This is a genomic window from Arthrobacter antibioticus, from assembly GCF_030063205.1.
Taxonomy (GTDB): Bacteria; Actinomycetota; Actinomycetes; order Actinomycetales; family Micrococcaceae; genus Specibacter.
Genome location: NZ_JASISQ010000001.1, coordinates 407443 through 421353, shown reverse-complemented (window position 1 = coordinate 421353; position 13911 = coordinate 407443). Strand labels below are relative to the sequence as shown.

Here is a 13911-nt window from a genome sequence, read left to right as displayed (position 1 = left end):
AGCAATCAAGGAGTCAAGCGTGCCAGTGGAAACAGAAATCACCATCAATGTCGAGGGCGTTACGACTTCGGTGGCCACCGGCACCACAGGCGCTGAACTGTTCTTTGAACGCCGCGAAGTCGTTGTTATGCGTGTTGGCGGGGTTTTAAAGGACCTCTCGGCAGTACTTGAGGCTGATGCGAGCGTTGAAGGCGTCACTATTGACTCCGCAGACGGCTTGGATGTCCTACGGCACTCGACCGCCCACGTCATGGCCCAGGCAGTACAGGCGTTGCGTCCCGATGCGAAGCTTGGAATTGGCCCGTACATCACCGACGGGTTCTACTTTGATTTTGATGTTGCCGAGCCCTTCACTCCTGAGGACCTGAAAACGCTTGAGAAGATGATGCTCAAGATCGTGAATCAAAACCAAAAGTTTGCTCGCCGCGTCGTTTCCGAGGATGAGGCGCGTCAGGCTATGGCCAACGAGCCTTATAAGCTTGAGCTTTTGGGCAAGAAGAACGACGGCGACACCGCCGAGGGCGTCAATGTTGAGGTTGGTGCCGGTGAGATCACGATTTATGAGAACATCGATCGCAAGAGTGGGGACATGGTGTGGTGCGATCTATGTCGCGGCCCACATCTGCAGAACACCAAGTTGATTTCCAACGCTTTCGCGCTGACCCGCACCTCCGCAGCCTACTGGTTGGGTAACCAAAACAACCAGCAGTTGCAGCGCATCTACGGCACAGCTTGGCCCACCAAGGAAGCCTTGAAGGCCTACCAGGAGCGTATCGCCGAAGCTGAGCGCCGCGACCATCGCAAGCTCGGTGTTGAACTGGACTTGTTTTCCTTCCCGGATGAGCTGGGCTCAGGTCTGCCGGTCTTCCACCCCAAGGGTGGGATCATCCGCAAGGAAATGGAAGACTACTCGCGTAAACGCCACGTTGAGGCCGGTTACGACTTTGTGTACACCCCACACATCACAAAGGCCAACCTTTACGAAGTCTCCGGCCACCTTGACTGGTACAAGGACGGGATGTTCCCGCCCATGCATGTGGATGCCGAGCTCAACGAGGACGGCACGGTGCGCAAGCCCGGCCAGGATTACTACCTCAAACCCATGAACTGCCCCATGCACAACCTGATCTTCCGCTCCCGTGGACGCTCATACCGTGAACTGCCGCTGCGGCTCTTTGAATTTGGTTCTGTATACCGCTACGAAAAGTCCGGTGTGGTACACGGTCTCACCCGTGTTCGTGGCATGACACAAGATGATGCGCACATCTACTGCACCAAGGAGCAGATGAAGGATGAACTCACCGAGACCTTGAATTTTGTTCTTTCACTGCTGAAGGACTACGGCCTGGATGACTTCTATCTGGAGCTCTCCACTAAAGATCCAGAAAAGTTTGTTGGAGATGACGTTATTTGGGAAGAAGCCACCCAAACACTAGAAGAAGTGGCTCAGGCATCGGGATTGGAGCTGGTTGCCGATCCCGGAGGGGCAGCTTTCTACGGCCCCAAGATCTCCGTGCAGGCCAAGGATGCCTTGGGCCGCACCTGGCAAATGTCAACCATTCAGCTTGATTTCAACCTGCCTGAGCGCTTCGAACTTGAATACCAGGCAGCAGACGGGACGCGTCAGCGGCCCGTTATGATTCACCGTGCCCTCTTCGGTTCAGTGGAGCGTTTCATGGGAGTTCTGACGGAGCATTACGCCGGCGCGTTCCCGGCCTGGCTTTCCCCCGTACAGGTTGTTGCCATCCCAGTTGCGGAGGCTTTCAATGACTACATGTACTGCGTCGTTGCCAAACTCAAGGCAGAGGGTATCCGCGCTGAAGTGGATATCTCAAGCGACAGGTTCCCGAAGAAGATCAGAACAGCGAGCAAGGATAAGATCCCGTTTGTCCTCATTGCAGGCGGGGACGACGTTGACGCTAACGCTGTCTCGTTCCGCTTCCGTGACGGTAGCCAGGACAATGCCGTGCCCGTCGATGAAGCGGTGCAACGCATCGTTGAAGCCGTCCGAAACCGGACAGCGTAAGCCCAACAAGCAGCGGAATAAGGAAGTACAGCGTGAGTGAGCAAGGTGCGGTGTCCAACGCCGTAGAGGATGACTTTGAACTCCCAGGAGTTCCTGATGCCTTTCAGCGGCTTTGGACCCCGCACCGGCTCGCCTACGTAAAAAAAGGTGAGCAGGTCACCAGTTCCCACGATTGTCCCTTCTGTGCGGCCCCCGGACGCGAAGATGAGGAGTCTTTGATTGTCCACCGTGGCAAGCTCGCCTACGTGGTGTTGAACCTTTTCCCATACAACCCGGGACATCTGCTGGTGTGTCCTTACCGGCACATCCCGGACTACACCGATTTGACCGTGGCTGAGACAGCCGAATTTGCCGCGTTGGCCCAACAGGGAATGCGGGTGCTGCGGGCCGTGTCCAACCCTTCAGGTTTCAACTTGGGCATGAACCAGGGGGTTACCGGCGGAGCTGGTATTGCTGCCCATCTGCACCAGCACATCGTCCCGCGCTGGGGAGGGGACGGAAACTTCCTACCCATTATTGCTGGCACCAAGGCCATTACACAGACATTGGGCGAGGTCCGGGAACAGGTCGCGGCGGCGTGGGAGAACACGCCACACACACCGACCGACGCATCAACTGGTGCTAAGGAAAGCAATGCTTAATAAGTACGCGCGTGCGCTCTTTGCTGCCATTTTTACTCCGGTTGCGGCCCTTCTAGTCCGTCTGAAGGTTTCACCTGACGCAGTCACCATTGTTGGCACGCTGGGTGTAGCAGCGGGGGCGCTGATCGGTTACCCGCTAGGTGAGCTGTTTTGGGGGACAGTTGTCATCACAGTCTTTGTCTTCTCCGACATAGTGGACGGGCTCATGGCGCGGATGCTGGGCCGCTCCGGTAAATGGGGGGCGTTCCTTGACTCCACACTTGATCGGGTGGGTGACGGAGCCGTTTTTGCTGGCATCGTCATCTGGTTTTACACAGGCGGAAGCAATCACTTCATCGCCGCCATGGCACTGACCTGCCTGGTCCTGGGATCCATCGTCTCCTACGCGAAGGCACGAGCCGAAGGCCTCGGCATGAGCGCCAACGTTGGTATCGCAGAACGCTCTGATCGACTTGTTGTAGTACTTGTGGCGACCGGGCTGGTAGGTCTGGGGATCCCTGAGGCCGTGCTCGCCGTCGTACTTGTCCTGCTGGCCATCGCAAGCCTTGTCACGGTGTTCCAACGGATCGGAACTGTGCGGCGCCAAGCATTTGCGGCGAGTGTGCACGTTGGACCCCCAGAGGGGCAGTAACACTCGTTTCAAATGATGCACACCCCCGGAATATACTGAGGCCACCCGTGCTGCGGATCACGTTCACGGGCCCAATTAGTCGTTCCTTTCCAGAGGGGTTTTTGTGTCTACACCCGATGTAACACCGGTGACCGGCAGCAACCGAGTCAAGCGCGGCATGGCGGACATGCTCAAGGGCGGCGTCATCATGGACGTCGTTAACGTTGAACAGGCCAAGATCGCAGAAGATGCCGGCGCGGTCGCCGTCATGGCGCTGGAGCGCGTCCCTGCTGACATTCGTGCCCAGGGCGGAGTCTCACGCGCCAGCGATCCGGACATGATTGACGCCATTATTGCCGCTGTCTCCATTCCCGTCATGGCCAAGGCCCGGATAGGCCACTTCGTGGAGGCTCAGGTTCTCGAGTCCTTGGGTGTTGACTACGTGGACGAGTCCGAGGTCCTGACCCCGGCTGACTACGAGCACCACATCGACAAGTGGAACTTCAAGGTGCCTTTTGTTTGTGGCGCAACCAACCTCGGTGAGGCCCTGCGCCGCATCAATGAAGGTGCTGCAATGATCCGCTCCAAGGGTGAAGCAGGCACTGGAGACGTCTCCAACGCCACCGGGCACATGCGCAAGATCCGCGCCCAGATCGCAAAGCTGGCCGCCCTGCCAGAAGATGAGTTGTACGTGGCTGCCAAGGAATTGGCCGCACCGTATGAGCTGGTCAAGGAAATCGCAGCCACCGGCAAACTCCCGGTCGTGCTCTTTACCGCCGGTGGTATTGCTACCCCGGCTGACGCCGCCATGATGATGCAGCTGGGAGCCGACGGCGTGTTTGTTGGTTCGGGAATCTTCAAGTCAGGCAACCCGGCCCAACGCGCGGCAGCCGTGGTCAAGGCCACCACGTTCTTCGATGACCCTGCTGTCATCGCCGATGTCTCCCGCGGCTTGGGTGAGGCGATGGTGGGGATCAACGTAGCTGATATCCCCGCACCGCACCGCCTTGCCGAGCGCGGCTGGTAAACCCAACTAAAGAAAGGCGGCACCGGACTCACACCTCCAAGTGAGTCCGGTGCCGCTCTCCTTCCGACGCTCGCTCACTCCACGTCGTGTTTTTTCCTACGCTCGCTCACTCCACGTTGTCATTTTCCCGACGCTCGCTCACTTAAGATTGCCTTCCATGACTCAGTTGTTCTCAGGGCTTCTGGCCTACCCCATCACACCATTGATGCCCGACGCCGAAATTGACTTTGCTGCCTTGACCCACCAGGTCCGAAACGCGGCCCAGGCAGGAGTAAACGGGGTGACTGTCCTTGCGACTTCCGGAGCGGGTGTGAGCTTTGACCGGGGAGAGCGGCATGATGTAACAGCCGCTGCCGTTGATGCCACAGCCAGTATGAGCCAACCGAATTCGGCTACCGTTCCCGTTTATGTGGCCATCAGTGCTGCATCCACTCGTGAAGTGGTTCACCTGGCTCGAGATGCTCAGAGTGCAGGGGCGCAAGGTTTACTGCTGGCACCCTTTTCCTACTTGCCGCTCTCCGATCTGGAAGTCAGGTCACTGTTCGAAACAGTTTCTGACGCCACCAATCTCCCCTTGTGCTTCTATAACAAACCGGTTCAGACACAATACGATGTATCGCCGGAAATGCTGGCTGAATTGGCTGCCTCTGCCAATCTTCTGGGAGTCAAGGAAACCATGCGTCGGCCCAATGTGGCAGAGCGTGTTTCAGCGTTCCGTGATGCTGTTGGGTCTGATTTCTCTATAGGATTAAGCGCCGACGTGCAGCTCTTGTCCTTGTTGCCGCAAGTCGATGCATGGCATACGGGGTTAGCGGCGCTACTGCCCGATGACTATGCAGAGGTGTGGAGGAGTGCCAGGGCTGGTACGTTGCAAGGAATCCCTTTGAAACGTCTCCTGATCATTGCCCAAGCTGTTTCCGAGAGTAAGGCGCCGTTGGGGGCACTGCACGCGCTGGCAAATATTCTGGGACTCGAGACACCGCAGCCCAGAGGCCCCTTTGCCTCAGCAAGCCAATCGGATGTGGCAGCTTTGGGACGTGCCGTGGAATCAGTTAATGGTTCTAAATAGCCGGCACTAGCAGTGAGCGAGCGTGCCCGAAAACACGACGTGGAGTGAGCGAGCGTGCCCGAAAACACGACGTGGAGTGAGCGAGCGTCGGGGCGGGGTTAGCGAGGTGGATGGAACCACCAGGTTTGTCCTTTGCCGATGAGCTCAAAACCATGCTGACGGTACAGTCGTTGGCCATCCGGGGTGGCGTTGAGCAGCAAGTGCTCAGCACCTGCATTGAAGGCCGCCTCTGAAAGCTCATTCAGCAAGGATGTGCCGATTCCGCTGCGGCGATGCTCAGGGGCTACCTCCATGTCAAAAATTCCGGCCAGGTGTTTGTCGCCCTGTTCAGGTGGCAGGAAGGCATAGGATCGTCCGGCCCACTCTTCCTTGATGCGGGCCGTTGCAAGCCACACCTGGTTATCCACCACGGCTGTCAGTCCGATGCGCTCGTCAAGGGCATCACTGGCTTTGGAAACGCTCTCGAGATCAAGGGCCCGAGTCATCCACCATGGTTTCCAGCCGGGATCGAATCCGTACTCAGGCAGGAGACCTTCCCGGACTGAGGCGTTTAGCCAGATCCCAACAGATGAGGCTCCCCGGCGTTCAGCTTCGCTCAGGGCAGGTTTCAGCCCCGCGGCAGTGATCTCGGTAGGGAACATGCAGAGCATTTCCCGAGTCTCAGGTAGCCATACCCAATCCATCTTGTGGGTGGAGAATGCCCTACCCCCTGTTGCCTGGGCCAAGGCTTGGAACCATGCATGCTGTGTGCGTTGGCAGTCTGCTAACGTCACCATGCGCTTAGACCAGCCCCCGACGGGCGAGCAGGGGCAGGGTATTGGCGTCTCGGCCAGCAAAGTCGTGGAAGGCTCTCAGGGGGTCAACGGAGAAACCACGGCACAGCAGGGTGTTGCGGAAGTGCTCTCCATTGGATCGTGTCAGCCCGCCATTGGCCTTAAACCACGCCACTGTGTCTGCGTCGAGCACCTCGGACCAGATATATGAGTAGTATCCGGCAGCATAACCACCGGCGAAAATATGACTGAAGTAGCCCGTCCTGTAGCGCGGCGGCAGAGCCGGAATATCGAGTCCCACAGCGGCAAGTGCCGTCGTCTCAAAAGCTGGCGGGTCGCTGACAACCGAGCCTGGAGCTAGCTCGTGCCACGCCAGATCAAGTAGCGCAGCGCCTAAATATTCTGCGGTGGCAAAGCCTTGTCCCCACAGTGCAGCATCGGTCAATTTTTTGGCCGTGCCAGCAGGTAGGGGCTCCCCGGTGAGATGATGCGTGGCATAGTTCTCAAGTACCTCTGGCCACAAGATCCACATCTCATTGACCTGAGAGGGGTATTCCACAAAATCTCGCGGTACATTTGTGCCCGAAAAAGTGGGGTAGGTAACGTCGGAGAAAAGTCCGTGCAGGGCATGACCAAATTCATGGAAGCACGTCACCACTTCATCAAAAGTCAGCAGCGTGGGTTCACCGAAAGGTGGCTTCGGGATGTTTAGGTTGTTAACCACGACGGCGGTGGTTCCCTCAAGAGCCGATTGCTCGACGAAGGAATTCATCCAGGCACCGCCGCGTTTGGTGTCCCGGGTGTAATAGTCGCCAAGAAATAGCCCCAGCGCGGAACCGTCAGCGTTGAATACTTCCCACACGCGCACATCGGGGTGGTAACCAGCCAAATCTGTTCGCTCGGTAAAAGAAACTCCGTACAGGCGAGTTGCAGCATAGAACACGCCTTTGCGCAGCACGGATTCAAGTTCAAACCACGGGCGCAGAGCTGCCAGATCAACGCCGTATTCATCCCGACGAATTTGCTCAGCATAAAACGCCGTGTCCCATGCTTCAAGGTCGTGGCCGGCAACCTCGCGCAGTCTCTTCGCCTCGGACGCCGCGTTATGGGCAGCAGCCGCGGTGATGGGGGAGAGCATCTCATGGACAGCCTCCAATGAGGGTGCCGTCTGGGACTCGATGGTGCGTTCAGCCTCGGAAGCAAAGCCAAGGAGTTCGGCTCTCTCGGCGCGCAACGCCGCCATTGTTGCGGCTAGCTCCAGCACCACAGTGGCGCCGTCGGACTCGTTGTCAGAGTCCGCAGCGGCGCCGCCGCGCCCAACAGAAGCAAGATGCAGTCTGCGCCTGGTGTCTCTGTTGGTGAGTACCTTCAAGGCTGGCTGGGCGGTGGGCAGAATCAAGGTGAGCAAGTATCCACCAGAGTGCCCGGCTGTAATGGCTGCCGCAGCCGCCGTCGCAAGGTCATCCGCACTGAGCCCATCCAGCTCGGTCGGATCCTGTACATGGATAGCAGCCTCGTTACCTGCCTGCATGACCAGTTGAGAAAACTCTGTGCTGAGAGAAGCCAGCTGCCCGTTGAGCTCACGCAGACGGTCTTGATCAGCAGCAGTCAGGGCTACGCCAGCGAGCGTGAAAGTCTTCTGCCATTCGGAGAGGAGCCGAGCGGACTCAGCGTCCAGCCCATCGGCGGGCACGTCAAGGAACCGCCCGTAAAGAGCGCCATTGAGTAGCACCGAGTCGTCATGGGCGGAAACCCGCGGACCAATATGCGTCTCCAGTTCCTGTATGACTGGGGTGGCATTGGCCCCTGCCATGTTGAAAAACGCATTAGCAACACGCGTCAGAATCGCGCCGCTGCGCTCCATCGCCGCAACGGTGTTGGCAAACGAGGCGGGCTCTGGATTCTCTGTGATGGCGTGAACTTCCGCCAACTGCTGCGCAAACCCCGCTTCGAAGCCGGCCACATAGTCTTCGGGCCCGATGGCAGCAAAATTAGGTAACTGGTGGGGGAGTTCACTCGGTGCCAGAAACGGGTTGGTTGAGTTCTCGACGGTCATTCTTTGACTCTTTCATGGTTTAACGTAAGGACGACGGCGAAACGAGAGTTTCGCCGTCGTCCTTGGTTTGCTTCGTTGCCCGACCTGCGGAGGGACTACTTTTGGGTGAACACCAGAGACATCGGAGTGGTCTCGGTGGTCTGTCCCTGTGGGTTGTCACGGAAGATGTCCTCAAGGACTGCCGTGGTCAGGGCGGTGTCATGGCCCAAGGCAACAACTCCCAGATCGTTGGCGTCCATGATGGCTGTTCCCGCAAAGGTTGCTGCGAACTCTGCCGGAACGCTTGCCCGCACCAAGGCGCTCAAGCGGGCTGCTACGCCGTCGGGGTCGATAGGGGCGTACTTTACCGAGTGGGTTGAGGTGCCAACCTGGTATCCGGCGGCACCATCGATGGCGTTGATATTGTGGCCCACCACTTCGTAAAATACCCCGGATTTTCCTTGGAGCTTACCGATGACGCTGCGGGCCGAGGCGTACATAATGCGCGGCAAACCCACCTCGTCGATGGCAAGCTGCATTGACCATGGACTGGCTAATCCAATGCCGCCCGGGTTGCGGGTTACAAACTTACTGAAAAAGCGTGCAGCATTGCTGACCTTGATGTCCCAGACAGGAATGGAGCGGCCCTGGGTCATGGCAACAATCTTTTCAGAGACAAACAAGTACCACGGTGTGTCAGCAGTGGCCGTGCCATGGTCCCCGCCAGCTGTGGGCAGGCCATCAAAAAAGCGTTTCACATACGTCATGGCCGTGGGATCAAAGTCGGTTTCTTTGTAGAAAACCTCTGTGCGCAGCGGGTAACGTCGGAAAGTTCCGGCACCGCCTGGCACGCTGATGTTTAATTGCTTGTCCGCGTTGGGAATGTAATCGCTCTTACCCTCAATGCCGGCCTTGATTTCAGGCTCGTCAAAGAACTCGCGCAACCACAACTCAGTGTTGATCAAACGCCAGAACACCATGGTGGAACCTGAGCTCTTGCCGCTGAGGAGTTCCTCGAACGCGTAAATAACCGCGTCCTGGTTCCAGTACGGGCGGGCACCAAAGGAGCTGGAAAGGAAGATCTCATAGATCTTCTCTTTCATGTGTGAAAACCATTCAGCTTCAGGAGTGGTGAAACCAATTTTGTTGCGACGGTTGCTGATCATTTCCGGGAGCAAGTCTCGTGTAGCATCGCGCAAGATCCGCTTGTTCCAACCGCCTTTGATGATTGACTCATCGTCAAGGCTGAACAGGAACTTCACCACTTCTTTGTCCAAGAACGGCACGCGGCCCTCCAAGGAAAATCGCATGGTGTTCTTGTCTTCATAACGCAGCACAGCAGGCAATGACTTGTGGAACAGGTCATCGATGAGGCGCAGCTTCAAGTTATCGGCGATGTTGGCGAATTTTTCGGCCTTGTATTTTGCCGTGAACTTCTTATCCAGCAGGGCAGAAATGCCCACTTCTTTCTTAAAGGTGAGCTTGCCTTGAATCCGGAAACGAGCGAGCCGGAACAGGATATCTGAACTCGCCACAAGCTCCTTGGCAAGTTTCGCGTTCTGGCCGTTCTTTTTGAGCTGGCGCAAGTAGGCGAAGTAATAGGGGATGTATCCGGCCATCATCTCATCGGCGCCCTGACCATCAAGCAGCACTGAGACATGCTTGGAGGCCTCGCGCATGACCTGATACTGGGCATAAGGACCCGAGGAGATGACAGGCTCCTCCATGGTCCGCACAAAATCTTCCAGATCTTCAACAAACTCACTTGGCTGCGGCAAAATCTTGTGGCTGATGACATTGCCCTCGCACCGGGCGAGGACGGCATCTGCGTATTTCTCTTCATCATTGATGGAGTTTGGGAACACAGCCGAAAATGTTTGCTGCTTGGCGCCCAAAGAATCAGTTGCGGCAGCATTTTCCTGCATGAGCTTGTTGATAGTTGCCACGACGGCGGAAGAGTCCAGGCCCCCTGACAAGGCGGTGCCTACGGGGACTTCTGACTGCAGACGCAGGCGCACACCTTCGGTGAAACGGTCCCGGTACTCGTCAATGACAGCCTGTGAGTACGGGGTTTCAATCTTGGCGAGCTCCGCGAGTTCTTCTTTGAACCGAGTGTAAGAACTGATGCGCACGGTCCCGGCTACTCCAGCCTCGGAATCTGCGGTATTGACCACCAGTTTCTCCCCTGGCATCAGCTTCTGCACGCCGGCAAAGAACGTGGCTGGCTCGTCGTCGTGGATTCTAAACTGCAGGTAGCGGAACAAAATGCGCTCATCAACACTGCGTTCAAGCTTGTTGGTGGCCAACAAGGGCTTGATTTCTGAGCCAAAGAGCAGGGTGGGAGCCTCGGCAGTACCTGCCGTGGCGTAGTACAGAGGTTTGATGCCGAAGTGATCGCGGGCTAGCACCAGACGGTTGTTTTTGAGGTCATGAATGGCGAAACCAAACATTCCGTTAAATTTATCGAAGGCCGCGTCCCCCCACTGCTCGTAGGATTGCAACACAACTTCGGTGTCCGATTGGGTGGTGAAAACTCGTCCCAGGGCTTCTAGCTCGGCTCGCAGGTCGAGGTAGTTGTACACTTCGCCGTTGTAGACCAGAACTGTCTGCCCGTCCGCGCTGTACATTGGCTCCTGGCCGTGGGCCACATCAATGATGGAAAGACGGCGATGGGCCAGTCCTACGTTGCCGTGCGTGTACACACCCTCACCATCGGGGCCGCGGTGCACCATGCACGCATTCATCTGCTGTAACAGGGATAGATCTTCCCCATAACCGTAGTAACCAGCGATTCCGCACATACTCTAAGTTCCTCGTCTCTGTAGTACGTCAGTCCTGCGGACAATGCTACTTGCTTGCAGAGCTACGCGGTCCATCCGCTCCGGCGCGTAGACGAAGTTCCCTGTGTGAGATGAGGCCCATCTATGATGAAACGGTGACTTTTAAAACCACTTCCGCCACCTCGTCCGGACCAACTATTGGCATTTTGGCATTGCAAGGCGACGTCAGAGAGCACGCGAATGCGCTGATGGATTGCGGTGCAAAGGCAGTGGGGGTGCGCCGTCCGAGTGAACTGGCCGGGGTTGACGGGCTGGTGATCCCGGGTGGGGAGTCAACCACGATCGATAAACTCAGCCGCATTTTTGGCATGCGCGAGCCGCTGATTGACCGTATTGCAGCAGGAATGCCCGTTTACGGCAGCTGCGCGGGCATGATCCTGCTTGCAGATGAAATCGCCGATCCCGCGACCGACGGGTCCGGGAATCCGCAATGTACCTTCGGTGGCCTGGACATTACAGTGCGCCGCAACGCCTTTGGCCGGCAGGTGGATTCCTTTGAAACCGAACTTCAGTTCCACGGTCTAACCCAGCCGGGGGAGCCCGAAATTCCTCTACATGCTGTGTTCATCCGGGCACCCTGGGTCGAGCGTGTGGGGCCCAACGTGGAAGTGCTGGCCACTGTGAAACCGCCCCGAGCTGCACTAAACGATAGGATTGATTTAGAAGTTCGTGCAGTCGCCGTTCGTACCAGGCATTTGCTGGCCACCTCCTTCCACCCGGAAGTGACAGGGGAGCGCCGCATCCATGAACTGTTTATTCGGATGATTAAAGGAGAAGCGTAACTATGTCAGGCCACTCCAAATGGGCAACGACCAAGCACAAAAAGGCCATTCTTGATAGCCGCCGAGCAAAGTCGTTTGCCAAGCTCATCAAGACCATTGAAGTTGCTGCACGTGGTGGTGGAGCTGACTTGGTGGGCAACCCTGCCCTTGAACTCGCCGTCACGAAAGCCAAAAAGACGTCAGTTCCGGCAGATAACATCGAACGCGCCATCAAACGCGGTTCCGGCCAGCTCGGTGACGCAGTTGACTACCAGACCATCATGTATGAAGGTTACGGTCCGCAAGGTTCGGCCATCCTGATTGAATGTCTCACCGATAATAAGAATCGTGCAGCTTCCGAGGTCCGCCTCGCGGTGGGCCGCAACGGAGGCAACATGGGTGACCCCGGATCCGTTGCCTACATGTTTACTCGCAAGGGCATTGTTGGTTTGCAGAAGAATGACCTGACCGAAGATGACTTGCTCATGGCCGTGCTGGATGCAGGCGCAGAAGAGGTCAAGGATCATGGGGAGAGCTTTGAAGTTATCTCCGATCCGCAGGATCTGCCATCCGTCCGTGAAGCTCTAACAGCCGCTGGCATCGAATACGAAAGTGACGAAGCGGGTTTCGTTCCCTCCATGCAGGTGGAACTTGATGTGGAGAACGCGCGCAAATTTATGAAACTCTACGACGCGCTGGAAGACCTGGATGACGTCCAAAATATCTACTCAAATGCAGACATGAGCGCCGATGTCCTGGCCGCTCTGGAAGAAGACAAAGAAGACTAAGAAGTTTCAGAATCTCGTAGAAGATAAAAAGGAAAAGGACCCAAAACTGCGTGTTTTAGGTGTTGACCCGGGTCTAACCCGGTGTGGGCTCGGCGTGGTTGACGTGGCCCCCAACCGCACGGCCACCTTGGTGGGGGTTGGGGTGGTGGGGAGTTCACATGAGCTTTCCCTTGACGCCCGGCTACTGGTGATCGCGGATGCGGTTGATCAGTGGCTGGACGCGTTTAAGCCTGATGTTTTGGCGATAGAGCGTGTGTTTGCCCAAACCAACCTCAGTACGGTGATGGGCGTGGCCCAAGTGTCAGGGGTGGTGATGGTGGCCGCCGCGCGCCGTGGGATTCCCGTGGCCATGCACACTCCCTCCGAGGTCAAGGCGGCTGTCACCGGCAATGGGCGGGCCGATAAGGAACACGTCACGGCTATGGTTACCCGGTTGTTAAGGCTGGATGAGCCGCCCCGCCCCGCCGACGCAGCCGATGCGCTGGCCCTTGCTATTGCCCATGCCTGGCGCAGCGGTGGCTCTTTTTCTACAAACTCCCAAAGTTCGACGGCGGCGCAACAGCTTTGGCGTGAGGCTGAAAGTAAGGCAAGAGTTAAGAAAAACAAGGAAAAACCGGGCTCCACCTGGCACTAGGTGTTAGTACGTATGTTCTATATGCTTGTTAGTGTGTAGCCACCAGTCAGTTTGGTTTTGTCAGGAGAAGTTCTAATGATCAGTTTTGTCCGTGGGCCTGTGGCCGCACTTTCCTTGGCTCAGGCCGTCATTGATGTCAACGGGGTGGGCATGCTGGTGCACGCAACACCAAAGACTCTCGGCGGCTTGCGGCTGGGGGATGAGGTGCGCCTCACCACTGCCATGATTATTCGTGAAGATTCAATGACCCTGTATGGGTTCGCGGATGAACAAGAGCGTGAAGTGTTTGAGGTGCTGCTCTCAGTGAGCGGAATTGGTCCCCGGTTGGCATTGGCTATTTTGTCGGTGCTGGAGCCTGAGAGCATCAGAATCGGCGTGGACACAGGAGACGGCAAAGTGTTTACAAAGGTTCCGGGTGTGGGGCCCAAGGTTGCTGGCCGGATAGTCCTTGAGCTCAAAGGAAAACTCAAACCCACAGGTGCCCCGATTGCTTCGGCGCCTGCGGCCGCGCTTGAGTGGAAAGACCAGGTCGTAGCAGCCATGACAAGTCTTGGCTGGAATGAGAAGGATGCTTTGAAGGCTATTGACGCCGCTCTGGCGGCAGAACCTGAGCTGGCCGAGGGCGCCAACGTGCCCGCTGTTTTGCGTGCCACACTACGTTGGCTGGGCCAAGATAACACCAGGGCGAAGAACGGTGCGCGGTAGAC

General features: G+C 57.1%; 12 protein-coding genes. 9 read left to right on the top strand and 3 right to left on the bottom strand.

Annotation, left to right across the window (positions count from 1 at the left end):
• Nucleotides 1–19: 19 nt before the first annotated feature.
• The 5 genes from thrS to QMG40_RS01920 all read left to right on the top strand — a co-directional run bounded on the left by thrS (nucleotide 20) and on the right by QMG40_RS01920 (nucleotide 5373).
• Nucleotides 20–2026, top strand: coding sequence for a threonine--tRNA ligase (thrS, locus tag QMG40_RS01940; RefSeq protein ID WP_283527365.1), 2007 nt, complete (start codon nucleotides 20–22; stop codon nucleotides 2024–2026).
• A 32-nt stretch (nucleotides 2027–2058) separates the two neighbouring features.
• On the top strand, nucleotides 2059–2667 hold the full coding sequence (locus tag QMG40_RS01935) for an HIT family protein (protein WP_283527363.1): 609 nt from the start codon (nucleotides 2059–2061) through the stop codon (nucleotides 2665–2667).
• The gene (gene pgsA / locus QMG40_RS01930; protein WP_283527361.1) at nucleotides 2660–3298 is read left to right on the top strand and encodes a phosphatidylinositol phosphate synthase; all 639 of its coding nucleotides are present in this window, start codon (nucleotides 2660–2662) and stop codon (nucleotides 3296–3298) included. The genes QMG40_RS01935 and pgsA overlap by 8 nt, the downstream gene beginning before the upstream one ends.
• Before the next feature lie 103 nt (nucleotides 3299–3401).
• A complete protein-coding gene (pdxS, locus tag QMG40_RS01925) occupies nucleotides 3402–4304 on the top strand; it encodes a pyridoxal 5'-phosphate synthase lyase subunit PdxS (RefSeq protein WP_283527358.1) in 903 nt (300 codons plus the stop codon).
• Between the two features lie 157 nt (nucleotides 4305–4461).
• Entirely contained in the window at nucleotides 4462–5373 is a 912-nt protein-coding gene (locus QMG40_RS01920; RefSeq protein WP_283527356.1) for a dihydrodipicolinate synthase family protein, read from the top strand.
• 98 nt (nucleotides 5374–5471) lie between these two features.
• On the opposite strand, the gene QMG40_RS01915 is transcribed toward QMG40_RS01920, so the two are convergent.
• The 3 genes from QMG40_RS01915 to asnB form a co-directional block, all read right to left on the bottom strand.
• A complete protein-coding gene (locus QMG40_RS01915) occupies nucleotides 5472–6149 on the bottom strand; it encodes a GNAT family N-acetyltransferase (RefSeq protein ID WP_283527354.1) in 678 nt (225 codons plus the stop codon).
• A gap of 4 nt (nucleotides 6150–6153) precedes the next feature.
• On the bottom strand, nucleotides 6154–8202 hold the full coding sequence (locus tag QMG40_RS01910) for a M3 family metallopeptidase (RefSeq protein ID WP_283527352.1): 2049 nt from the start codon (nucleotides 8200–8202) through the stop codon (nucleotides 6154–6156).
• A 95-nt stretch (nucleotides 8203–8297) separates the two neighbouring features.
• Entirely contained in the window at nucleotides 8298–10982 is a 2685-nt protein-coding gene (asnB, locus tag QMG40_RS01905) for an asparagine synthase (glutamine-hydrolyzing) (protein WP_283527351.1), read from the bottom strand.
• Nucleotides 10983–11092: 110 nt separating this feature from the next.
• Here asnB and pdxT point away from each other — a divergent pair, with 110 nt between their 5' ends.
• The 4 genes from pdxT to ruvA all read left to right on the top strand — a co-directional run bounded on the left by pdxT (nucleotide 11093) and on the right by ruvA (nucleotide 13909).
• Nucleotides 11093–11803, top strand: coding sequence for a pyridoxal 5'-phosphate synthase glutaminase subunit PdxT (pdxT, locus tag QMG40_RS01900; protein WP_459252940.1), 711 nt, complete (start codon nucleotides 11093–11095; stop codon nucleotides 11801–11803).
• A gap of 2 nt (nucleotides 11804–11805) precedes the next feature.
• Nucleotides 11806–12570, top strand: coding sequence for a YebC/PmpR family DNA-binding transcriptional regulator (locus tag QMG40_RS01895; RefSeq protein ID WP_283527349.1), 765 nt, complete (start codon nucleotides 11806–11808; stop codon nucleotides 12568–12570).
• Nucleotides 12533–13204 (top strand): crossover junction endodeoxyribonuclease RuvC, encoded by a 672-nt coding sequence (gene ruvC / locus QMG40_RS01890; protein WP_283527348.1) that lies wholly within the window; start codon nucleotides 12533–12535, stop codon nucleotides 13202–13204. Before QMG40_RS01895 ends, ruvC begins: the two co-directional genes overlap by 38 nt.
• 75 nt (nucleotides 13205–13279) lie before the next feature.
• Nucleotides 13280–13909, top strand: a complete 630-nt coding sequence (ruvA, locus tag QMG40_RS01885; RefSeq protein ID WP_283527345.1) for a Holliday junction branch migration protein RuvA — start codon at nucleotides 13280–13282, stop codon at nucleotides 13907–13909.
• The last annotated feature ends 2 nt before the right edge of the window (nucleotides 13910–13911 follow it).